This window comes from Archangium violaceum Cb vi76, assembly GCF_000733295.1.
Lineage (GTDB): Bacteria > Myxococcota > Myxococcia > Myxococcales > Myxococcaceae > Archangium > Archangium violaceum.
Map to the genome: position 1 here is coordinate 39,586 of NZ_JPMI01000177.1, position 21,276 is coordinate 60,861.

The following is a 21,276-nucleotide window of genomic DNA, read 5'->3' on the forward strand; positions in this document are numbered from 1 at the left end:
GCCTGGCCACACATCCCCTCTCCCCTCGGGAGAGGGTCGGGGTGAGGGTATCCGTCCCGGTGCTCCTACCCGGCGGACCCCCACTGTGCGCCGCTACTGCGCGCCGGTGGCGATGGGGCCCTTGCGCGAGGAGATGGAGCCATCCGCTCCGATGACGGCGCCGGTCTCGGGAAAATCCTCGTTGGTCAGGCGGCGCACGAGGGGAATGACCTCGCCCGCGGAGTCAGGCACCGGAATCCCCCTGCCCTCCTGCTTCGTGGGGAGGATGCGGCCGGAGCGGAAGCGGCCCTGGGAGTCGAGCTCGACGTCGACGACCATGCCGAGACCCTGGGGGCCCTTGAGGTTGAAGGAGCCGTAGGTGGCGAAGTTGCCCATGGAGTAGACGATGAGGCGGTCCTTGTAGAACTCCATGGCGCGGACGACGTGGGGCCCGTGGCCGAGGACGAGGTCGGCGCCGGCGTCGATGACGGCGTGGGTGAAGAGACGCAAGTCCCCCCGGTCCTCGCCGTAGAAGATTTCGCGGCCCTTGGGGATGTTGAGGGCCTTGGAGCCCTCGGCGCCGCCGTGGAAGGAGACGAGGACGAGATCGTGATTCTGCCGGGCCTGGCGCACGAGGGCGGTGGCGGTGGCGGTGTTGTTGAGGTGGTTGCAGGAGGGGGAGGTGTGGAAGGCGACCATGCCGATGCGCAGGCCATTGCGCTCGAGGGTGGCGATGGAGCCTGCGGGGCCGCTCCAGGGGATGCCGAGGGAGTCGAGGGTGGCCTCGGTCTCGCGGCGGCAGAGCTCGCCGAAGTCACCGGAGTGGTTGTTGGCGGTGGAGGCGAGGTCGACACCGGCCTCGACGAGGAACTTGCCGTAGCGGGTGGGGGTGCGGAAGGCGTAGCAGTTGCCACCGCGGCGGCACTTCTTGGTCTCGCCGTTGTCGCAGAGGGGGCCCTCGAGGTTGATGAAGGTGAGGTCCGCGTCGCGCAGGAGGGGGTAGACGGAGGAGAGGCTGGAGGCGCCGTCGTCTGGGGGGAGGAGGCCCTCGGGGAAGTCGGTGCCGAGCATCACGTCGCCGACGGCGCGGATGCGGACGCGGGCGTCCTTGGGAGGAGCGGCGCGGGGAGCGGACTGGGAGTCAGCCTGGGCGAGCTTCTGCTGGAGGGAGGACTGGCCGCGAGCCTGGGTGAGGGCGTCCTCGAGGTCGGGATGGTTGGGGTCGAGCTTCTGGACGGAGGACCACTCGGTGAGGGCGTCGGACCAGCGATTGAGGACGGAGTAGGCCCAGCCGAGCTCCCAGTGGCAGTCGATGCGGGAGGGGGCGGCGCGGGTGCAGGAGGAGAAGGCGGCGATGGCGGCGGGGGCGTCCTTGGCCTTGAGGGCCTCGACGCCGCGGGCATAGAGCGAGTCCGCGGAAGCTCCCTCTCCCTCTGGGAGAGGGTTGGGGTGAGGGTCTTCGGCCGGAGCAGCGGGAGCGGCCGCCGCCGGAGCCGGAGCAGCCGCCGGAGCCGGAGCAGCCGCCGGAGCCGGAGCCGGAGCCGCGGGAGCGGAAGCGGGAGCACTGCCAGCGGAGCCCTCGTCGGCGGGCTGGGAGTGGGAGACGGACTCGGGCTCGGCGGAGGAGGGGCCGCGAGCGGTGGCGCAGCCACCGAGGGCGGAGAGCGCGAGCACGGAGAGCAGAAGAGAGCGGGAGCGCATGAGGGGGCGCATCTTAAAGGCGCCGGGGCCGCATCCCGAGAAATGCGTACAGGGACGTCCAGCGCTCGACGGCGGAGCAGCCGAGCGGGCTCGGGGGAAAGCCGGTAAGCGTCCTATACTGGGCGCGGTATGTCCCAGCCCGCGCCCGCACTCGCTCCCCCGGCGGCCCCGACCGCTTCCGCCGTCCGTTTCGACGGCCTGTGGCTTTTCTCCCCGCGGGTGGACGTGAGCCTGCTGCTGATGCCAGCGCTGCTGACGTTCTTCTCGGCGTGGCTGGCGGGCACCACGGGCGAGGGGGTGGACGGGTACTCGCGGGCCCTGGGCCGGTGGGCGTCGCAGTACGTGCTCTTCAATGGCACGCACGTCATCCTCACCTTCCTGCTGGTGGGCGTGAGGCGCGAGCTGCTGCACACCACGCCCACGCAGGCGAGGCTGCTGGTGGGGGGCTCGGCGGGGGTGTTCGCGGTGTGCTTCGCGCTGCTGTGGTACGCGAGCCAGCACGCGCCGCAGCTCAACCTGATGGTGGCGGCGGGCATCCACCTGTTGGCGGCGCACCACACGCTGTCGCAGGTGAAGGGCCTGTGGGCGCTGCACGGGCTGAAGGCGCGAGTGGCGGGAGTGCCCTCGTTGTCGGAGGCCGAGCGGCGGCTGCAGCGGGTGTTCGTACCGCTGGCGCTGGTGTTGATGATGGTGCGCACGCTGGCGGTGCCGATGACGAGCCGGGCGGGGGACTTCCCGCTGGTGAACGTGGGCCAGGCGGAGGGCGGGATGCTGCCGTACGGCACCACGTGGGTGCTGCTGGCGGTGTGGGGGGTGTTCGTGGGCCTGCTGGTGGCGGCGCTGCGAGGGCAGGCGGGGCCGAGCGGCCCGAGGCGGCTGTACGTGCTGGGGCACGCGGCGGTGGTGGCGGTGTACCTGGCGTGGCCGGCGTGGGGAGTCATCCTGAGCGCGGGCATCCACGGGTTGGAGTACTTCTTCCTGACGGGGCGGATGTTGGAGCCCACGGCGAGGGAGGCGGAGTCGAGGCTGCGAGGGGGAGCGGTGTGGATGGCGATGGTGGGGGTGATGCTGCCGCTCATCGTGGTGGGGGTGGCGCAGAGTCCCTTCGTGCTGCTGGTGGACGCGAGCACGGGAGGGTCGGCGACGAACTTCCTGCTGAGGCAGGAGCCGCTGTGGACGCTGGGGGTGACGGTGACGAACGCGATCGTGCTGGCGCACTATTTCGCGGACGCGTTCCTCTACCGATTCAGGATTCAAAAGGTGCGCGAGGTAACGCTGGGAAGACTGGGCCTCGCGTAGATCCCCTCTCCCCCTGGGAGAGGGTTAGGGTGAGGGTCTTCCCCCCGAGAGGAGACCTCATGCGAATCGCCGCGGTCCTCACCCTGTCCGTCGCACTGTCCGCCTGCGGTCTTCCTGGCGGGGACTTCTGTACCCTCGAGGCGCGCGCCTCGGTGCAGGTGAACGTGGTGGACCCGCGAGGCAATCCGGTACGGGACGCCCGCGTCACCTTCTCGCTGAATGGAAGCGCCGAGCAACTGGCGCTGTGCAATGGCAGCGAGCAGACGCAGGGCAACTGCGACACGTGGGTGACGGGCTACGAGCAGCCGGGCAATTACGTCGTCACGGCCACGAGCGCGGACGGCCAGCGCACCGCGAGACAATCGGTCACGGTGGGCGAGGACGAGTGCCACGTGCAAACCCAGACAGTGACGCTCACGCTGCCGGACTGAGGAGGCCGGAGAGCCGCTGCCGGGCGCGGTCTTCACGAACTTGTCCAACAGTTGGACAAGTTCATACAACGCGTGGCCGGAAGGTCGGCAGGGGCCCCTGTGTCAGGGCGTGCAGTCCCCGGTGGGAGACAGGTGGTAGCCCGGGGAGCACGAGCCCGACCCGACGCACCAGCCATCCCCCCCGTCGTGCCGGCCGGGCCCGCAGGCCGAAGGGTCGAAACACCTCCCATTCGCGTCGCCCGTACTCAGCAGCCGTCCATTCAACTCCAGGCCCTTCAGGTTCACCGCCAGCTCCGCGGGAGAGGGGCTCGAGCGATAGAGACGGATGACGCGGTCCGGAAAACCCAGCCGCACGGGCTCCAGGCACACGGAGGAGGCCTGGCGCTCGGGGACCTCCTGGGGTCCGAGGTAGCTCCAGGGAGCGAAGCCCGCGGGGGAGCTGTACACCCCCTCCACGGCGTCCAGGAACCCCGGGCACGCCGAGTCCGCCGTGAGCTGCACCTCGGTGAGGCCGCCGAAGGATCCATTGCCCGCGCCGAAGACGAGCTTCAGGGGACAGGCGCCCTGGGCCAGCGACAGGGTGAGCTCGAGCCGGCTGACGCACCGGTCCTCGATGGCATCCACGTCCACCTTGTGCACGGAGCGCACGGCCACCTGGCCCCCGCCGTAGCCGATGGAAACGGGGCCCGTCTGGACGGAGCCGGAGGGCACCAGCCGGGAGACACAGGCGCCGGCTGGAGGCTCGTCCTCGGAGGGGTAGTAGCCGGGATCCACCTCGATGCCGGGGTCGAGCACCCAACATCCCGCGGTCATCACGCCCATCAGCACGGACATGGGCAGCAGCCCCTGGAGACCCGAGCGCACGATTCCTCCCAGACTACGGACATGGCTTCTCATTGGATTGCGAGAACGACTCCGGAGTGGATCCCCATGAGCCTGACACATCTGCCGCGCCGCGCGGGAAGCGCGGCCCTGTTGCTGAGCCTCGGCGCGTGCCAGACACCGGGAGGGGCGTCCGGAACGACGCCGGGAGGGGAGACGAGGCCCGGCCAGCCCCAGGTGCTGGTGGGAGCGGGGGACATCGCGAGCTGCGAGTCGGACCGGGACGAGGCGACGGCGGCGATGCTGGACGGAATCGAGGGGACGGTCTTCACGCTGGGAGACAACGCCTATCCGGACGGGACGGCGGAGGACTTCCAGCGGTGCTACGCGCCGTCATGGGGGAGGCACAAGCAGCGGACGAGGCCGGTGCCGGGCAACCACGAGTACCACTCGGCGCGAGCGGGCCCGTACTTCGAGTACTTCGGCGAGGCGGCGGGCGAGCCGGGCAAGGGCTACTACAGCTACGAGCTGGGAGACTGGCACGTGGTGGCGCTCAACACGGAGCTGCCGGAGAGGGCGCGAGCGGAGCAGGAGCGGTGGCTGCGCGAGGACCTGGCGGCCCACGCGGCGCGGTGCACGCTGGCGTACATGCACCGGCCGCTGTTCAGCTCGGGGCTGGGGCGGGACAACGCGTGGGTGAAGCCGCTGTGGGAGGCGCTGTACGAAGCGGGGGCGGACGTGGTGGTGGCGGGGCACGACCATTTCTACGAGCGCTTCGCTCCGCAGACGCCCGAGGGACAGGCGGCTCCGGAGCGGGGCCTGAGGCAGTTCGTGGTGGGGACGGGAGGAATGACGGCCTACGCCTTCGGCCCGACGCTGCCGAACAGCGAGGTACGCCAGGCGCGCACGTTCGGGTTGATGAAGCTGACGCTGGAGGACGGCGCGTACACGTGGGAATTCCTCCCGGTGGGAGGCGGCGTGCTGGACCAGGGGCGAGACACCTGCCACTGAGCGCGCGCCAATTTCCCCTCTCCCCCCGGGAGAGGGACGGGGTGAGGGTGCCGGAGCCATCGGGTTGGCTCCGTGAATCCCCCGTGTCCTGGTGGGGTTGGAGCCTGACACACGATGAATACCTTGGACTCCCCTCTCCGACCCCACACCGGGAGTCCCCTCATGCTGGAAACCTCCGCCCGCACTCCACACCGGGTGCGCCTGCTCACCATGCTGCTGCTGAGTGCCCTGCTGTCCGCCCCACCGGCGCGCGCCGCGGAAGGCGCCACCCCGTTGGAGGACAACCGCCGCATCACCGAGGGCTACATCCAGCTCGCGAATGCCTTCCAGACGCTGCTCGACCCGGACTTCCAGCCCGGGGGCACGAGCGGCCTGCGCCCCAACTGGTTCGCCTTCGCCCCACACGCCTCGCAGGCGGCGGGCAAGGGCATGCTCACCACGGCGCTCGCGAGGCGCATCCTCGACGCGGCCCGGGGGCGGCCCTCGCTGTCCGTGCTGGAAGCGCTCGAGCGGGTGGGCCTCACGGGAACGGTGCGCCTGACGGTGGAGCAGCTCGCGCTGGAGCTGGTGGTGCGGGGCCTGCCCACGGACGTGGCCTCGGCGCTCGGCGCGCTCACCACGGGGATGAATGGCGAGGCGCTGGCGGATGCGCGCACGCTCACCACCACCGCGTCGCGCCTGGCCACGCTGTACTGGGGCGCACCGGGGTGGTCGCCGCTCGACAAGGCGGAGACGGTGGTGCTCACGCTGGAGCGGACGCTGCACGGGGGCAACGTGGCCATCTTCGCGGACATCGGCGGCGCGGCGAACGCGTACCTGGCGTGGCGCCAGTCCGCCGGAGGGGTGAGCCCCGAGCGCGTGCTGTCGGAGTTTCCGCTGGCCGGCGCGAGGCCCGAGGAGGCGCGGCTCGCCTACGACTACGCGCGGACCCACGCACAGGACACCCCGAGACCCTACGCCTTCGACGTGCTCTTCCCGGGAGTGGAGGGGAGGAGCCTGGTGGTGGCGGCGTTCGCGCTGTACGAGCGGGCGCGGCTCACGGAGGAGTACACGGAGCGCGAGGCGCTCATCGCGGTGGCCAACAACTACCTGGCCTGGAGGGAGCAGCACGACGCGGTGCAGGGAGCCTTCGCGCCGGCGGAAGCACAGACGGACGAGGTGTCACGCCCGGAGGTGATGAGGATGATGACACCGATGCTCGTGGTGCACTTCGGCACACTGAAGTGGACGCTGGCGGACTACGCGTATGCCCATGAGGACCGGGACGGCAATCCCATGACTTCACAGCCGACGGAGTATGTCTGGGCGACGTTCTGGGATCGCTGGCCGCCGATCCTCGATTCCTTCGAGAAGGGCTACGCGGAGTCCACGGCGCTGTGGGTGATGCCGGAGCCACTGGAAGACCCGACGGCGGGATGAAACGGATTCATGAGCCGCACAGGGGCTGCGAATCCATCCACCTCGAGCGGAAAGGCATGGGGTGATTGGAAGCGGAATGGAGTGTTGAGGGGCATGAAAGCGTTCGTCTAGCCTGGGAGCCGTTCAGCGCGTTCGCCACCCACCAACGGACATGGGCCACCAGCCGCGGGGAAGGAGACGAGGCTCTCCGCGCTGGGAGGAGCCGATGACGGTGCGGAAGAACGCGGTGGAGCGGCGGCTGGAGTTGCTACACGACCAGTGGATGGAGTTCGCCCAACTGCCCGAGGCGCGCCTGCTGCGCTGGTTGGTGGAGCCGGACGAGGTGCGGATGGTGGAAGCCTTCCTGGAGAAGGAGGGCGATGAGCGGATGGGGGAGTGCCCGGACCTCTTCCTGCGCCTGGACGAGCCCTTCGACGAGCCGGAGCGGTACGGGTACGCGCTGCGCGAGGCCCTGGTGCGGATGGAGGAGGAGAGCCGCGCCGGGCTGGAGGAGGAGGGGCTGTCGGGCTGGAAGTGCCCGCCGGTGAAGGAGGGAGAGACGGACGTGGAGGCCTTCCTCGCGGCGTGTGACTGGCTGCGAAGCCACTACGAGAGCCTGTGCGAGCACCTGGTGGTGGTGCTGCTGCCGGCGCAGGGGACGGATGCGAGCGCCTGGCTGAAGTGGCTGGGGAGCGCGGTGGAGAAGGCGCGGTCCGCGCACGTGCGCCTGGTGGTGCTGGACGACGTGAGGACGCGGGTGTTGGAGCCGTTGGCGGAGACACGGCCCGACAAGGTGGTGACGATACCGGCGAAGCTGGAGATGGGACGGGCGCTGGAGGAGCTGTCACAGGAGGCCGGCAACCTGGAGAGCCCCGGAGGGCAGTTCCGGGAGCTCTTCGTGCGCCTGGGCAACGCGGCGGCGAAGAGGGACGTGGAGAGGGCGCGGACGTTGGGGGCCCAGGCGGTGGCCGTGGCGGCCGGCCAGGGGCTGTACGAGCTGGTGGTGGCGGCACACTTCGCGGTGGGCGGAGCGCTGCTGGGGGCGGGGCGGCCCCGGGAGGCGCTCGAGCAGTACCAGCAGGCGGAAGCAGCGGCCGGGGAGTCCGCGGCGAAGGGACAGCCCCAGGGCGCGCAGCTCCGGCTGAGCTCGCGCATGGCACAGGGAGCCGCGCGGGTGACGGCCCAGGAGTACGCCGAGGCGGCGGCGCTGTACGAGGAAACGGCGCCCCTGGCGAGCGAGCTGAAGGACGCGCGCATGGAGCTGGAGTGCTGGCGGATGGCGAGCTGGTGCCGCGAGGTGACGAAGGAGGTGGAGCGGGCGTGGGAGCACGGCCAGCGCGCGTGGGAGGTGGGCCGGGCCATGGACGCGGGGACGCGGGAGACCTCGACGCTGCCCTACATGGCGGAGGCGCTGGTGCGGCTGAGCCACGAGCGGCAGGGGGCGCAGGCGGCGCGGGCCATGGAGTCGGAGGTGGAGTCGATCCTGGGAAGTGATTGGCGGCCGGAGGCTCCGGCCGCGGGAGGGCAGCCGCGATGATGCCAGCGGTGAAGCACCTGGACCCGGTGTTGGGCGTGGACATCCACTTCATCATCACTCCGCCCGGGCCGGTGGTGCCCATTCCCCATCCGCACATCGGAATCGTGTTCGACCCGTTCGACTACCTGCCCATCATCGGGGCGACGGTGGTGGTGAACGGGCTGCCGAGAGCACAGGCGGGCACGGGCGGGCGCACGCTGCCGCCGCACTTCCCGATTGGAGGCGTCTTCGCCAAACCTCCGGGGAACGAGAACGAGACGTTCATGGGCAGCTCCACCGTGGTGGTGGAGGACGAGCCCTTCACGTACATGCTGCTGCCGGTGCTCAGCTGCCAGGACATCGGCATGCCGTCGCCGCCGCGCAAGAAGGGGCCGAGCGCGAAGACGTTGCAGTTGCCCACCTCCATCGCGCTGTCCATTCCCGCGGGGCCGCCCGTCATCGTGGGAGGACCGCCCACCATCTCCATGTCGGGGCTGATGGGGAAGGTGGCGATGGCGGGCCTGCTCAAGGGCCTGAAGAAGCTGCGCAAGCTGCAGAAGGGCAGCCGGAAGATGAAGGCCCTGTCCCAGCGAATCCACCGCAAGGTGGCGCGGGTGATGGACAAGGCGGGGCTGGGCCCGCGCGCCCGTGACAAGGTGCACAAGGCCATCTGCACGCTGACGGGCCACCCGGTGGACGTGGTGACGGGGCGGGTGGTGACGGAGGTGACGGACTGGGAGTTGCCAGGGCCCATTCCGTTGCGCTTCACACGCCACTACTCCTCCAGCCTGGGGTGGCGGAACACGGGGATGGGGTACGGGTGGAACCACTCGCTGGACCTCGCCGTCTGGGAGGAAGCGGGGCGGGTGGTGTACCGGGCGGAGGATGGGCGGGAGATTGAATTCGATACCACGGCGCTTCCCAAACAGCGGCTGGAGGTGGGGGCGGAGCTGTACGCGCCCATGGACCGGCTGACGCTGCGGCGGTTGGGGGAGCGGCGCTGGGAGGTGGAGTCGGCGGAGGGCCTCACGCACGAGCTGCGGGGAGTGCCGGGAGAGGCTCGGCCGGGGCTGTGCCGGGTGGTGCGCACGCGCAACCGGGCGGGGCACTCGGTGGAGTACGAGTACGACGGACCAGGCCACCTGAGGTGGGTGAGGGACAGCGCGGGCCGGCGGGTGCTCTTCGAGTGCGACGCGGCGGGACACCTCCTGCGTGTCGCGCTGCCGCACCCGAGAGAGCCGGGGCAGATAACGCACAACCACTACGTGTACTCGGAGGCGGGACACCTGCTGGAGGCGCGGGACGCCCTGGGCCACGCCCTGCGCTACGCCTACGAGGGCGGGCTGCTGGTGCGGGAGACGGACAGGACGGGCCTCTCCTTCCACTTCGAATACGACGGCCAGGGCCCGGACGCCTGGTGCGTGCGCACGTGGGGGGACGGCGGCATCTTCGATCACCGGCTGCGCTACGACCGGCAGGCGCGCATCACCGAGGTGACGGACTCGCTGGGCCACACCACCACGTACGAGTCGGACGGGCGGGGCGTGGTGGTGAACGAGGTGGACGCGCTGGGGGGGGAGAAGCGCAAGGAGTACGACGAGGCGCTGCGGCTGGTGTCGGAGACGGACGCGCTGGGCCACACCACCTTCTACGAGTACGACGCACGCGGCAATTGCGCGAAGGTGGTGGGGCCGGACGGGGCCTCGGTGGCGGTGCGTTACAACGCCCACGACCTGCCCGAGGAGGCCACTGACGCCAACGGCGGCACCTGGCGCTGGCGCTATGACGTGCGTGGCCAGCTCTTGGCGGAGACAAACCCGCTGGAGGAGACGCGGCGCTACGAGTACGCGAACGGCCTGCGGGTAGCGGAGGTGGGCGCGGGCGGCGAGCGGACGGAGTACGGATACGACGCGCAGTGCAACCTCACCCGCGTCCGCCTGCCCACGGGAGGGCAGGTACGCCTGGAGTACGACCGGCGGGGCCGGAGGGTTTCCGTACGGGACGCGCGCGGTGGAGAGCAGCGGGTGCGGTACGACCTGCTGGACAGACAGGTGCGGGTGGAGGGACCTGGCCACGACGTATGGGAGGGCCGCTACGACGCGGAGGGCAACCTCCTGGAGGAGAGGGGCCCGCTGCGCCGGGTGAGCCTGGGCTACGAGGGCTTCCACTGGCCCGCCTGGCGTGAGGAGGCTGGCACCCGCCTGAGCTGGCGCCATGACACCGAGGGCCGGCTGGTGGAGGTGAAGAACGAGGTGGGCGAGCTGTACCGCTTCACCCGGGACGAGCTGGGTCGAGTGGTGCGCGAGGAGGGCTTCGACGGGGCCGCGTGGCATTACCAGTACGACGCGGCCGGGCGGCTGTCACAGGCCACCCAGCCCAGCGGTCGGACACGGCGGCTCTCCTACGACGAGGCCGGGCGGTTGATGCGGGTGGAGTACAGCGATGGCACCAGCCACGCCTTCCGCTACCGGGCAGACGGATCCCTGGTGGAGGCGGAGAACGAGTGGGGCACGGTGGCCCTGACGAGGGACGCCTTGGGACGGGTGGTGGCCGAGAAGCAGGCGGACGGGGAGGTGACGTCGCGCTACTCGCCATCCGGCCACCGCGTGGAGGTGGAGAGCAGCCTGGGAGCGCACCAGAAGCTGCTGCGGGACGCACTCGGGACGGTAAGGGGAGTGACGTACACCTCACCCGGCAGGCCAGAGTGGGCGGTCCGCATGGAGCGGGATGCGGGCGGGCTGGAGGTGTCGCGGTGGATGCCGGGCGGGGTGGTTGCAACCTGGAAGCACGACGAGGCTGGCCTCCCAACGGAGCGGCGCACCCTGGTGGGCGGTGGAACGGTGGCCCAACGCACCTGGCGCTGGCGCCCCGAGGGGCAGATGGCGGCCATGTCGGACGCGGCGCACGGCCATACCGAGTACCTCCATGACGCCTGGGGGCGGCTGGTGGGAGAGCGAAGGCCCGACGGCAGCATCCAGCACCGCACCATGGACACGGTGGGCAATCTCTACCGTCACCCCGGGATGAAAGACAGGCGCTACGGCCCGGGTGGGCGGCTGCAGGAAGCAGACGGCACCCGCTACACCCATGACGCCGATGGCAACCTGACGGAGAAGCACACGCCCGAGGGAACCTGGCGCTATGGCTGGAATGGAGCGGGCCTGCTCTCCGAGGTGCATCGGCCGGATGGAGTGCGCGTGCACCTGCAGTATGACGCACTGGCCCGGCGCACGCGGAAGGTGGTACTGGAGGCGGAAGGCCAGACAGCCCCCGAGCGCGAGGTGCGCTTCGTATGGGACGGGCACGTCCCCCTGCACGAGGTGGCCTCCGCCGAAGACGTCACCACCTGGCTGTTCGAGCCGGAGAGCTTCGCCCCACTGGTCAGGGAGGACGCCACCGGGCGATACGCCGTGGTGACGGACCACCTGGGCGCTCCCACCGAGATGTATGACGAGTTGGGGCAACTCGCCTGGCGGATGCAACTGGACACCTTCGGCGTGGGCAAGGCCGACGTGTCCCTCCAGCAGTGCCCCTGGCGTTGGCCGGGACAGTACGAGGACGAAGAGACAGGCCTCCTCTACAACCGCTTCCGCTACTACGATCCGTATGCTGGACGCTACATCAGCCAGGACCCGCTAGGGCTGGAGGCTGGCCCCAGCCTCTACGGTTACCCCGAGGACCCGCTCTCCGCCATCGATCCCCTGGGTCTGGCCAAGAAAAAGTGTGGTGCCCCCAATAAAGACAAGGGCGAGTACGGCCAGGTTGGAGGACATCATGTCCACGCAAAGGCTGGGTTCCGGGGTCTTGCCGGGTACAATCCCAACAAAGGATTCAGCATCAGCCAGGACTTCATGAAAAAGAATGGATGGGTGCATGAGGACATGACGAAAAAGCAACGGCAACTGTTCGACGCGCTCCATTCAAGTGGACGACCCAATTCGCTCAGAGAGCACACCCGTATAGCCGTGGAATCTCTCATTGCAGGGGGTGCTCCCGCCAAGGAAGCACGCTCGCTTGTCGCGGAATCACTGCTAAATCTGAGGGCTCAGGGAGTCCGAGCACCAAGTCGGATACCTTGGAACTAACATCCAACCTTTTTCTGGAGCGCGCTCCAGGAACAAACAAGATTCACCCAGGGGAGAAGAGCAATGGAAGATCCGGCACTCGAGGCATTCGGGAAGCTTTTGATGACGCGCGTTCGCGATGAATCCATCGAACAATGGGATGGCCTCATTGCTGGACAATTGAAGGGAAGCACCGCCGCAAGAGTAAAGGAATTACTAGCTGGCTGGAGCGATGAGCAACGGGCAGTGCTGAATGCCTTGGTGCCTGCGATCGTTGACACGACATTGCATCACCTGCTCTGGACCATTGAACAAGAGCAGACCGTATCCTTATCGATGAGCGAGGGCCCGCAACTTCGGGATGTGAGCGATGGCCTTGCTGGCGACCTCATTGGATGGAAGAAGCGATACAGTAAGCAACGAGACTTTTGAAACGAGCCCCTCCTGCCCGCGCGCAACGCGGGCAACATGCCTTCAACCTTTCACCGGCGGCCAGGGCCTCGGGTCTCGTCTCGAGAAGGGTACGCCCGGACGTATGGAGAGTCTGATACGGTTTCACACGGTGGCCGGTACTGAATCCCGGAGAGCACATGCGATTGACGACTGTTACGATGATGGCCAGCGAGGCGGCGGCACCTCCCGCCAACAAGGGATTCAGGGCGCTCACCCATCACGTCACGGAGCTCTTCACGCATTTTCTGCCCAAAGGCTATACCTTGGACGGAAGCGGCCGGGTCACGGCGACGTGCGGTCCCCGCGGCTCGGAGCCGCAGTACATGCGGGCTCTTGGTACTTCCAACTTCTTCGCCGAGAACTTCGACTTCAAGAAATTCTATGGCTCGCGCGGGGAAACACGCGACCAGATGACCCTCGAGACCTTGAGGGATTCATTATCGTCCATCGCTCGGATGCACGGTGACAACCCCGCGGTCGTTGAGCCCATTGTCGAAGCGGCTCGAAAAGTCTCTGACTCCGGGTTTCAGCTGATGCTGCCCGTGAAAAAACTCTCGAAGACATGTCGGGAACGGAAATTCCGTATCCAGGTCAGCCGTTGTTTGAACAGGGATTCAGGTGAAGCCTGGCTTGCGGAGTTGTTCGACCCGGCCGGCTCCAAGCGCGACGAAAAGTGGGTGACCGATCGGACCGGCTCTCTGGATATGCGGGAGCATTTCCGAGAAGCGCAGTTCGAAGGCGGGACGTACAAGGTATTCGATCGGTTCGACAAAGTGATTTTCGAATGGAGGACTCCCGAGGGCTGACTGTGAGAACAATGGGATGGCCTCATTGCTGGACAATTGAAGGCAAACACCGCCGCGACACCCCCACCTCTAGCTCCAGGAGATGTCATGCCACTCTTCACCATGTACGGGCACGACAACGATCTGAGCTTCTTCAAGGATCGAAATGATGTGAAGCGGTGTTCGTCCTGCGGATTATTGGTAGCCAAGTGGGAAGAGGATCTCGGCGTCGTATCCATCCCGCGGCGCTTACGGCATGACGTGTCGAGCAGCTACGATGGTGTCTTTGTAGTGTCAGGGCGCTTCCGCGATGTCTATGAGCGTACCGGTTTAACGGGTCTGGAATTCACTCCGCTCACTGGCGACCATTTCGCGCTGAGGGCGACCCATACCGTGGTTTTCGACTCGGCCAGGCGCGGGACGCGATTCATCAAGAAATGTGATGCATGCGGCCAGTATGAATCGGTGGCAGGCGCAGCCCCAGCGTTCTTGGTGGATGGCGAGACGATCGGCGAGCTGGCATTTGCACGCACGGACTTGGAGTTTGGGTCCGGAGATGAGAAGGCTCCGGTGTTTGTCTGCGGAGCTCGTGCTGCCGAGGCGCTCCGAGGGGCGAAGCTGAAGGGGATGGACTTGGAGAAGGTTGAAGGCACATGAAATGGAAGCCATCGTAAGCGTTCAACAACACCCCATGGAGCTTCCCTTCATGAGAGTGTCAATCGGGCAGATCTACACAAAACCCGGTGTGAGCTTTCCTTTTTCACATCAAATGCAACGTTGGCTGGGAGACGAACTATCGTCTGCCACCAACGCTGCTGCCGATTTCGAAAAGAAGTATGGCACCGGATTCAACCTTGTGGTCCGCGTCAGTGCGGACACACAAATATCGGATAATCAGATAAAAGGACCGACCGTCTTCAAGAGAGACAAGGATGTAGAATTCACCGTGTTTCTTCCTTTCGATGTCATTGTCTCGTCGGCGGGAGGATGCCGCGTTGCCGTGGAGTATCTGCTGGGCGGAATCCGCTCGGTCTTCCAGCAGGCTGGCATCGACCCCGGAAAGTTGGACGAAAAAAAGGCGCTCATTCTCGAGCACCTCTGTTCGGATCCAACGATGCTCACCATGCCTTGGCCATACGTTTGACGGCATCGAGCAAGCTCGGTGAAGGCCCTCATTGAGGGAGAGAACCTCTACTCGAACCTGCCCCGGCAGCCCGGCCCTACACATCGGTCTTGAAGAAATGACCCGGCTTCCGCCCACCCGGGTCCCGACCCCGCGCGGAGCCGTCTACCTGCCGCCGCGCTTCCTCACGGCCTTCTTGGGGCGGCACAGGGGATTCGGCTTCTTGTCCACGGAGGCGAGCTGGAACGAGCGCTTGCCATTGCAGGCCACGCGGAACTCGGGGTTCTCCTCCTTGGGCACGCGGAACGTCCTGGCCTTCGCGCCGCGCAGCAACTGGTGCTGCCACCACACCTTCGCCCGATCCTTCCCGTACATGCCCGCGCCGCACTCGAGGTACGGCAGACGGCCCAGCACCGGCGTGAAGGACGGCGCATGCACCCCCTCCACGAGCCGGGTGCCGAAGAAGACGCGGCCCTCGTAGCGCACGAAGCCGCAGCCGAGCTCCTCGTACCCCTGCCCATCCCCGCGCGGCACGGCGACGAAGGCGGGCAGCTCCGGGCGCTCGGTGTGGTTGAGGTAGAAGAAGCGCGCGTCCCGCGGCCGGCAGTCCGCGTCCACCTCGAAGGTCTCCGCGTCCGCCAGGTCCACGCGCGTGAGCACGTCGGCGCGCTGGCCGTTGGGCTCGTCCACCTGGTCCTCCGCGCTCAGCGGCCGGCCCCAGTAGATGCTGGTGGCGTAGCGGAAGTAGCCGCAGCCGATGGGACGGAAGGAGTCCGGCGCGAAGGGCACCGGCGGACGGTTCTTCAGCGGGCGCTGCAACAGCAGCGTGCAGCCCCGGCGCACCCGGCGGCCATCCGCGTAGAAGCCCTGCCCCAGCGGCCGGAGCATGCCCTCGCCGTTGCCCACCTGCGTGTCGCCACAGTGGGTGATCTCCGGCTCGAGGGCTGAAACGGGAGGAGTCAGGGAGGAAGCGGGCACGGGGGCGGCCTCGGCCGGGCTCGCGGTGGACGCGGGGCCGGGCTCCAGAGCGGGCTCCGGAGGGCTCGCGTCCTGGGCGCGCGCGGCCGGGCCCATGACCAGCGCTCCGAGCAGGAGTGCCAGGGGGGCCCCAAGCCGCTTCGAAAAATACCTCGTGCTTCCCATGGGGGCGCATCATGGCGCGTCTGGGGCCCGGGAGCGAAGAATCCCTTGGTCCGGAAGGCGCCGCCCGGGAGCCCGGAGGGGAGGCGAGCGGGAGCCGGGCTCAGGAGGCGGCGTCGGCCTCGGTGACGACGCGGCCGGGGGCGAAGAGGGCGAGCGACAGGGCGGCGGCGCCAGCGAGGGAGGCGATGACGGCGAAGCGTACGGGGAAGCCGGGAGGAACGAGCTCCAGGGCGGCGAGGGTGAAGGAGCCGCCGAGCATACGGGTGGCGTAGACGGCGCTGGTGACCATGCCGCGGTGGTGCCAGGGGGCGCGCGTCTGGGGCCCGAGCAGGGAGGTGGAGGCCGCGGGCCCGAGGCCCAGTCCCATCAGCCCGAGGCTGACGAAGGCGGCGGGGGTGCCCCAGTCCCGGGAGACGGCGAGTGCGAGCAGGCAGGCTCCCCCCAGACAGAGGGCGAAGCCACCTCCGGCGCTCGCCCGGAGGCCGCCGCGCAGGAAGACTCGGACGCCGAAGGTGGAGCCACAGGCCCATCCGCCGAGCAGCGGCACCAGGGCGAGTCCGGCCAGGAGGGGGGTATGGCCCTCGCGCCCGGTCATCCACAGGGGGACGAGGGCGGTGGTGGTGTAGAGCAGGGCGCCACCGAGCACCCCGCCGAGCACGCCACAGAGGACGGTGCGATCGCGCAGGAGCGCGAGGGGAACGAGCGGGGAGGGAGAGGAGCGCTGCTGGCGCACGACGGTGGCGAGCCCCACGCAGGCGGCGAGGGCCAGGGACAGGCGGAGGGCGGAGGAGCCACCGCGCTCGAGGGCGAAGAGGAGCAGTCCGAGGGAGACGCCGGTGAGGGCGGGCCCCCAGACATCGACGCGGGAAGAGGAGCGGGCAGGGTCCCGGTAGGAGGCGTGGAGCAGGGCGAGCGCAAGCAGGCCGACGGGGACGTTGACGAGGAAGGCCCAACGCCACGAGGCGTGCATGACGAGCCAGCCGCCGATGAGGGGCCCGACGACGGTGGCGGCGCCCCAGGCCCCGGTGAAGAGGCCCTGGACGGCGGCGCGCTCGCGCAGGGTGTAGAGGTCGGCGCTGATGGTCATGGTGGTGGGCTGGAGCGCGCCGGCGCCGAGCCCCTGCACCACCCGGAAGGCGATGAGGGCGGGGACGGATTGAGCGAAGCCGCAGAGGGCGGAGCCGAGGAGGAAGAGGCCCATGCCGGCGGAGAAGACGGGCTTGCGGCCGAGGTGATCCGCGAGCTTGCCGAAGAGGAGGATGCCGAGGGTGGAGGCGAAGAGGTAGGAGGAGAAGACCCAGGAGTAGAGGTGCTGGCCGCCGAGCTCCTGGGTGAGGGTGGGCATGGCGCTGGTGACGACGGTGGCCTCGAAGGCGGAGACGACGAGGCCGAGCAGCACGGCGGTGGTGGCCATGCGCCGGGCGGTGCCGGGGAGGGCGGCGGGCTGAAGCCCGGGGGAGGCGTCCATGAGGAAGGAGTACTCCTCCGGGGAGCATGCGGAAACCGCATCTGGCGCATAGAGTGGATGCGGAGAGCGCATGAACACGGAACAGCTCAGGGCCTTCGTACAGGTGGCGCGGGAGGGCCGGCTCACGGTGGCGGCGAGGCAGCTCGGGGTGTCCCAGCCGGGGCTGTCGAGACAGCTGCAGGCGTTGGAGACGGAGCTGGGGGTGCGGCTGCTGGTGAGGGCACCGGGAGGAGCGGTGCTGACGGACGCGGGGGAGCGCTTCCTGCCGTACGCGAGGAGGGCGCTGGAGGCCCTGGCGGCGGGGACGGCGGAGCTGGGAGCGCTGACGACGACACCGAGGGGGACGGTGGCATTGGGGACGCTGCATTCGGTGGGGACGTACCTGCTGCCGGAGCTGGTGAGGGCCTTCAAGGGCCGCTACCCGGAGGTGTTGCCGAGGCTGAGCGAGGGGACGCACGAGGAGCTGGAGGCGCGGGTGGCGCGGGGCGAGCTGGACCTGTGCATCGTGAACCTGCCGATGAGACGGGTGGACCTGGTGGCGCAGAAGCTGTGGGAGGAGGAGCTGGTGTTGGCGGTGCCGAGGGGGCATCGGCTGACGAAGCTGAAGAGGCCGGTGGCGCTGACGGAGGTGGTGGAGGAGCCGCTGGTGGTGATTCCGGGCATGGCGGGCACGCACGCGCTGGAGGCGGCGTGCGAGGCGCGAGGGCTGAAGCCGAGGGTGGCGGTGGAGATGGACAACGCCGAGGGGTTGAGGCGGATGGTGGAGCGGGGCCTGGGGATGGCGTTGTTACCGGCGCTGATGGCGCGAGATCATGCGTCGCGAGGCTTCGACGTGGTGGAGGTGGAGAAGGGAGGCCCGAGGCGGCAGGTGGCGCTGGTGCACCGGGGCGAGGAGTACCTCACGGCGGCGGCGCGGGCGTTGAAGACGTTCATCGTGGACTCGCTGCGCCGGTCCGGACCTTGACCATGCCCAAGACGATCCTTCCTCCCGCGGTGACACTCCCCGTCGATGAGGCACGAGCCTGGCTCGTCAGCCACCTCGGGCTCGCCACGGCCTCCTGGCCCCAGGGCGCCGAGGGCGTGCGCGCGCTGCTGCGCCACCTGCGCCACATCCAGTTGGATCCGCTCGACGTCATCGGCACCAACGCGGACCTCGTGGCGCTCGCGCGCGTGGACGGCATTTCCAAGGGAGACGTGTACCGCCACCTCTACCCCGGCCATGCCTTCGAGCACTGGGCCAAGGAGCGCTGCCTCCTGCCCGCCAGCGCCTTCCCCCACTACCGCGAGCACTCGCTGGAGACCCCCTGGTGGCGCCTCGCCACACGGTTGGAACGCCTGCCCGAGAAGGTGCTGGGCGCCGTGCTCGAGGAGCTCGAGGCCCATGGCCCCCTCACCGCCGCGGAGCTGACCGACCACGGCGCGGTGCAGCCGCTCGACTGGAGCGGGTGGAAGGGCACGGGCAAGGCCACTTCCATGGCGCTCGAGGTGCTGTGGACGCGCTGTGAGATCGTCGTGTGCGGCCGTGGCCCCGGGGGCAAACGCTATGACGTGCCGCACCGGGCCCTCCCCGAGGTAGCGCGTGCACCCGCCGGCCACACCAGCGACGAGAGCTTCGCGCGCTGGGCCCTCTCCGAGCGCGTGGAGGCCGCGGGCCTGCTCTCGCGCGCGAGTGGTCCGCACTGGTCCACCCTGTCTCCGGTGCGCACCTCGCCGCTGCCGGACGCCATGGTGCGCGAGGGCCTGCTGGAAGAGGTGGCACTGCCTGGCTCACCCCGGCGCTACCTGGCTCCCGCGGGCTTCCGCTCGCGGCCCGTGACGGCGCCGGACGAGCGGATGCGGATCCTCGGCCCCCTGGATGCCCTGCTGTGGGACCGGGGGCTGGTGAACCAGCTCTTCGGCTTCGAGTACGTGTGGGAGGTGTACAAGCCCGAGGAGCAGCGCCGCTGGGGCTGGTACGTGTGCCCGCTATTGCACCGTGGCCAGCTGGTGGGAAGGCTGGAGGCGCGCGTACAGGAGGGCGTGCTGCGTGTGGAGAAGTTGTGGAGGGAAAAGGGCGTGAAGCTGGACGACGCGGCGCTCGACGAGGTCCTGTCACGCCATGCGCGGGCCTGCGGCGCGGTGAAGGTGCGCCGGCCCCGATCCCGAGTGGGCTGAGCTACTGGGCCAGGTCCTCCAAGACGTCGGAGAGGGCGGTGGCGTTCAGGGCCCGGTCGAACCAACGATCGAGGGTGGCCATGTCCGTGCAGGTGAGGATGCGCTGGCGGGCCGCCTCGTCCACGCGCACGCCACGCGAGGTAAGCGTCCGCAGGACGTACTCGGCACGCCCCTCCACCCGCCCCTCTTGCCGGCCCCTGGCCAGACCCTTCTGGACTCCCCGCTCGATCATCTCCTCGGCCCAGCTACCCATCAGCTCCTCCGCTCGCTGCTCATCCAGCACCGAATGTAACACCCGTCTCGCCGCCGTGTGGACGGCCGCATCCCCCACCCACACCAGATAACGAATAATCACCACCAGATGCTCGGCACCCTCGGCGTCTGCCTCCACCTGCGCGAAGAGCGCCACCCAATCCGGCAGCTTCCGGGCCAGGTCCTGGGTGCGTCCGTAGCGCAGCACCAGCCACGCCAACCGGGCCAGCGGCGGACCCGAGCGCGCTCTCAGCACCTCTTCCCGCTCGGCCGTCAGGTCATCGAGCAGGTACTCGAAGCGTGGTACCAGCGCTCTCCACTGTTCCCCCGGCAGCTCGAAGAGTTCCTCCACCCGGCGCGGCGCCGTCCAGGCCCCGTCCGGCCCGTGGTACATGACGAGCGGGATGATGACAGGCAGCAGCGCGCTTTCCGGGTGCTCTTGTCTCCAGCGCTCCACCTGCCGCACCACGTAGCGCAGCATGCGCAGCGCCATCCACGAATCCACCGACGACTGGTGCTCCAGCAACACGTACAGCAACAGGGGCTGTCCCGTGCGCAGGCGGGCCGTGAAGAGCAGATCGCTCTCGGTCTCGCGCAGCTCGGGGTCCACCACGCTGCCTGGCTCCCGCCGCAGGGACGTCCAGTCCACCTCCGAGACGACGTGCGCGGGCAATACGGCGCGCAATTCCGCGGCGGCCCGCTCGGGGTGGCCGAAGGTGTAGCGGGCGAGGAGATCATGCGGTCCAGACATGGCCAGCCGCCCTCAAGCATCCGCCGGGCCAAGGGTACCGGGACGAACCCCTGACGCACCCCACCAGGGCTCGCCGAGTGAGGAGGCCACACCACCCGCGAACCCGGGTGGGCCAGCTCCCTCCCACCTGCTAGGGTTGCCGCCCGCATGTGGCGCACGATGAGTCCGCGGGCAGAGACCCTGTTCGAGGTCGGGAAGTACCGGGTGCGGCGGGTCTCCGAGGAGGACACGCCGATCATCCGCGAGCTGGGCGAGCGCTGCCTGGAGCACCTCGAGCTCCACTACGGCTCTCCGCCCGACCCCACACAGATGATCCGCGAGCTCCTCACGGACCTGCCTCCGGGCAAGACGCTCGACGACAAGTTCGGCATGGGTGTCTTCGATGGCGCGGGCCACCTGGTGGGCGCCATCGACGTCATCCGCGACTATCCCGAGCCGCGCGAGTGGTACCTCGGCCTGCTGGTGCTCGAACCGGCTCAGCGCAACCAGGGACTGGGCACCAGGCTGCTCGACGCGCTGACCCGATGGTTGCTCCCGCGGGACGCCGCGTACCTGCGCCTCGCCGTGTCCGAGCACAACGCCGCGGGCCAGCGCTTCTGGAAGCGCGGCGGCTTCGAGCCCGTCAAACAAGTGCTCGCCGAGTTCGGCAACAAGAAGAGTGTCTTCCACGTCCTGCGCCGCGCCCTGGAGGTGCGATGAAGTGCCCGGAGTGCAAGGGATTGATGGCCGAGCTGTCCTTCGAGGCCCACAATGGAAGGCAGGTGACGCTCGACGTCTGCCACACCTGCCGGGGCCTGTGGTTCGACACCCACGAGAGCCTCCAGCTCTCCGCGACGGGCACCCTGCGCCTCTTCCGCGAGCTGTATGACCGCCGGGGCGAGCGTCCGGCGCCGGGCTGCGGGCCCTGAAGCACCTCTTCTAACGGA

19 protein-coding genes are annotated in these 21,276 nt (G+C 68.9%); 14 read left to right on the forward strand and 5 right to left on the reverse strand.

The features are described from left to right. Positions 1–93: 93 nt before the first annotated feature. Positions 94–1,680, reverse strand: coding sequence for a CapA family protein (locus Q664_RS25790; RefSeq protein WP_043401211.1), 1,587 nt, complete (start codon positions 1,678–1,680; stop codon positions 94–96). 129 nt (positions 1,681–1,809) lie between these two features. Between Q664_RS25790 and Q664_RS25795 the strand changes: the two genes are divergently transcribed. Continuing rightward, positions 1,810–2,979: a hypothetical protein gene (locus Q664_RS25795; protein ID WP_043401149.1), complete on the forward strand. Its 1,170-nt coding sequence runs from the start codon at positions 1,810–1,812 to the stop codon at positions 2,977–2,979. Between the two features lie 59 nt (positions 2,980–3,038). After that, on the forward strand, positions 3,039–3,410 hold the full coding sequence (locus Q664_RS25800; RefSeq protein WP_043401152.1) for an Ig-like domain-containing protein: 372 nt from the start codon (positions 3,039–3,041) through the stop codon (positions 3,408–3,410). A 102-nt stretch (positions 3,411–3,512) separates the two neighbouring features. On the opposite strand, the gene Q664_RS25805 is transcribed toward Q664_RS25800, so the two are convergent. Further along, positions 3,513–4,274: a hypothetical protein gene (locus tag Q664_RS25805; protein WP_043401155.1), complete on the reverse strand. Its 762-nt coding sequence runs from the start codon at positions 4,272–4,274 to the stop codon at positions 3,513–3,515. A 66-nt stretch (positions 4,275–4,340) separates the two neighbouring features. Between Q664_RS25805 and Q664_RS25810 the strand changes: the two genes are divergently transcribed. From Q664_RS25810 to Q664_RS58020, 8 genes are all read left to right on the forward strand, one after another. Beyond that, entirely contained in the window at positions 4,341–5,243 is a 903-nt protein-coding gene (locus Q664_RS25810; protein WP_052518670.1) for a metallophosphoesterase family protein, read from the forward strand. A gap of 162 nt (positions 5,244–5,405) precedes the next feature. Continuing rightward, a complete protein-coding gene (locus tag Q664_RS25815; protein WP_200883771.1) occupies positions 5,406–6,662 on the forward strand; it encodes a hypothetical protein in 1,257 nt (418 codons plus the stop codon). A gap of 205 nt (positions 6,663–6,867) precedes the next feature. Beyond that, positions 6,868–8,178, forward strand: a complete 1,311-nt coding sequence (locus tag Q664_RS25820; protein ID WP_043401159.1) for a hypothetical protein — start codon at positions 6,868–6,870, stop codon at positions 8,176–8,178. Next, positions 8,175–12,242, forward strand: a complete 4,068-nt coding sequence (locus Q664_RS25825) for a DUF6531 domain-containing protein (protein ID WP_043401162.1) — start codon at positions 8,175–8,177, stop codon at positions 12,240–12,242. The genes Q664_RS25820 and Q664_RS25825 overlap by 4 nt, the downstream gene beginning before the upstream one ends. Positions 12,243–12,305: 63 nt before the next feature. Next, positions 12,306–12,653: a hypothetical protein gene (locus Q664_RS58015; protein WP_075207510.1), complete on the forward strand. Its 348-nt coding sequence runs from the start codon at positions 12,306–12,308 to the stop codon at positions 12,651–12,653. Positions 12,654–12,811: 158 nt separating this feature from the next. After that, a complete protein-coding gene (locus Q664_RS25830) occupies positions 12,812–13,480 on the forward strand; it encodes a hypothetical protein (RefSeq protein WP_043401165.1) in 669 nt (222 codons plus the stop codon). 87 nt (positions 13,481–13,567) lie between these two features. Continuing rightward, positions 13,568–14,116, forward strand: a complete 549-nt coding sequence (locus Q664_RS25835) for a hypothetical protein (RefSeq protein WP_052518671.1) — start codon at positions 13,568–13,570, stop codon at positions 14,114–14,116. A 1-nt stretch (position 14,117) separates the two neighbouring features. Beyond that, on the forward strand, positions 14,118–14,603 hold the full coding sequence (locus tag Q664_RS58020) for a hypothetical protein (RefSeq protein WP_152622334.1): 486 nt from the start codon (positions 14,118–14,120) through the stop codon (positions 14,601–14,603). Positions 14,604–14,747: 144 nt separating this feature from the next. Here the strand turns inward: Q664_RS58020 and Q664_RS25840 are convergent, their stop codons facing one another. Beyond that, positions 14,748–15,656 (reverse strand): hypothetical protein, encoded by a 909-nt coding sequence (locus tag Q664_RS25840; protein ID WP_043401166.1) that lies wholly within the window; start codon positions 15,654–15,656, stop codon positions 14,748–14,750. Between the two features lie 169 nt (positions 15,657–15,825). Continuing rightward, complete coding sequence (locus Q664_RS25845) at positions 15,826–17,193, reverse strand: MFS transporter (protein ID WP_043401168.1); 1,368 nt, start codon at positions 17,191–17,193, stop codon at positions 15,826–15,828. Between the two features lie 70 nt (positions 17,194–17,263). On the opposite strand from Q664_RS25845, the gene Q664_RS25850 reads away from it, so the two are divergent. Beyond that, entirely contained in the window at positions 17,264–18,157 is an 894-nt protein-coding gene (locus tag Q664_RS25850; protein ID WP_043401223.1) for a LysR family transcriptional regulator, read from the forward strand. 2 nt (positions 18,158–18,159) lie between these two features. Continuing rightward, positions 18,160–19,347, forward strand: coding sequence for a winged helix-turn-helix domain-containing protein (locus Q664_RS25855; protein WP_052518672.1), 1,188 nt, complete (start codon positions 18,160–18,162; stop codon positions 19,345–19,347). A gap of 1 nt (position 19,348) precedes the next feature. Here the strand turns inward: Q664_RS25855 and Q664_RS25860 are convergent, their stop codons facing one another. Next, complete coding sequence (locus Q664_RS25860; RefSeq protein ID WP_043401169.1) at positions 19,349–20,350, reverse strand: Rpn family recombination-promoting nuclease/putative transposase; 1,002 nt, start codon at positions 20,348–20,350, stop codon at positions 19,349–19,351. A gap of 159 nt (positions 20,351–20,509) precedes the next feature. On the opposite strand from Q664_RS25860, the gene Q664_RS25865 reads away from it, so the two are divergent. Both Q664_RS25865 and Q664_RS59315 read left to right on the forward strand, forming a co-directional pair. Beyond that, on the forward strand, positions 20,510–21,049 hold the full coding sequence (locus Q664_RS25865; protein WP_052518673.1) for a GNAT family N-acetyltransferase: 540 nt from the start codon (positions 20,510–20,512) through the stop codon (positions 21,047–21,049). Next, a complete protein-coding gene (locus tag Q664_RS59315; RefSeq protein ID WP_043401172.1) occupies positions 21,046–21,258 on the forward strand; it encodes a zf-TFIIB domain-containing protein in 213 nt (70 codons plus the stop codon). Before Q664_RS25865 ends, Q664_RS59315 begins: the two co-directional genes overlap by 4 nt. The last annotated feature ends 18 nt before the right edge of the window (positions 21,259–21,276 follow it).

Excerpts from the sequence above, each read along its gene's own strand:
- Q664_RS25795 (WP_043401149.1), top strand. The coding sequence starts at position 1,810 with ATGTCCCAGCCCGCGCCCGCACTCGCTCCCCCGGCGGCCCCGACCGCT.
- Q664_RS25845 (WP_043401168.1), bottom strand. The coding sequence starts at position 17,193 with ATGGACGCCTCCCCCGGGCTTCAGCCCGCCGCCCTCCCCGGCACCGCC.
- Q664_RS25860 (WP_043401169.1), bottom strand. The coding sequence starts at position 20,350 with ATGTCTGGACCGCATGATCTCCTCGCCCGCTACACCTTCGGCCACCCC.
- Q664_RS25835 (WP_052518671.1), top strand. The coding sequence starts at position 13,568 with ATGCCACTCTTCACCATGTACGGGCACGACAACGATCTGAGCTTCTTC.
- Q664_RS58015 (WP_075207510.1), top strand. The coding sequence starts at position 12,306 with ATGGAAGATCCGGCACTCGAGGCATTCGGGAAGCTTTTGATGACGCGC.
- Q664_RS25790 (WP_043401211.1), bottom strand. The coding sequence starts at position 1,680 with ATGCGCTCCCGCTCTCTTCTGCTCTCCGTGCTCGCGCTCTCCGCCCTC.
- Q664_RS25850 (WP_043401223.1), top strand. The coding sequence starts at position 17,264 with ATGAACACGGAACAGCTCAGGGCCTTCGTACAGGTGGCGCGGGAGGGC.
- Q664_RS25830 (WP_043401165.1), top strand. The coding sequence starts at position 12,812 with ATGCGATTGACGACTGTTACGATGATGGCCAGCGAGGCGGCGGCACCT.
- Q664_RS25815 (WP_200883771.1), top strand. The coding sequence starts at position 5,406 with ATGCTGGAAACCTCCGCCCGCACTCCACACCGGGTGCGCCTGCTCACC.
- Q664_RS25820 (WP_043401159.1), top strand. The coding sequence starts at position 6,868 with ATGACGGTGCGGAAGAACGCGGTGGAGCGGCGGCTGGAGTTGCTACAC.
- Q664_RS25810 (WP_052518670.1), top strand. The coding sequence starts at position 4,341 with ATGAGCCTGACACATCTGCCGCGCCGCGCGGGAAGCGCGGCCCTGTTG.
- Q664_RS58020 (WP_152622334.1), top strand. The coding sequence starts at position 14,118 with ATGGAAGCCATCGTAAGCGTTCAACAACACCCCATGGAGCTTCCCTTC.
- Q664_RS25855 (WP_052518672.1), top strand. The coding sequence starts at position 18,160 with ATGCCCAAGACGATCCTTCCTCCCGCGGTGACACTCCCCGTCGATGAG.
- Q664_RS59315 (WP_043401172.1), top strand. The coding sequence starts at position 21,046 with ATGAAGTGCCCGGAGTGCAAGGGATTGATGGCCGAGCTGTCCTTCGAG.
- Q664_RS25840 (WP_043401166.1), bottom strand. The coding sequence starts at position 15,656 with ATGGGCCCGGCCGCGCGCGCCCAGGACGCGAGCCCTCCGGAGCCCGCT.
- Q664_RS25800 (WP_043401152.1), top strand. The coding sequence starts at position 3,039 with ATGCGAATCGCCGCGGTCCTCACCCTGTCCGTCGCACTGTCCGCCTGC.
- Q664_RS25825 (WP_043401162.1), top strand. The coding sequence starts at position 8,175 with ATGATGCCAGCGGTGAAGCACCTGGACCCGGTGTTGGGCGTGGACATC.
- Q664_RS25865 (WP_052518673.1), top strand. The coding sequence starts at position 20,510 with ATGAGTCCGCGGGCAGAGACCCTGTTCGAGGTCGGGAAGTACCGGGTG.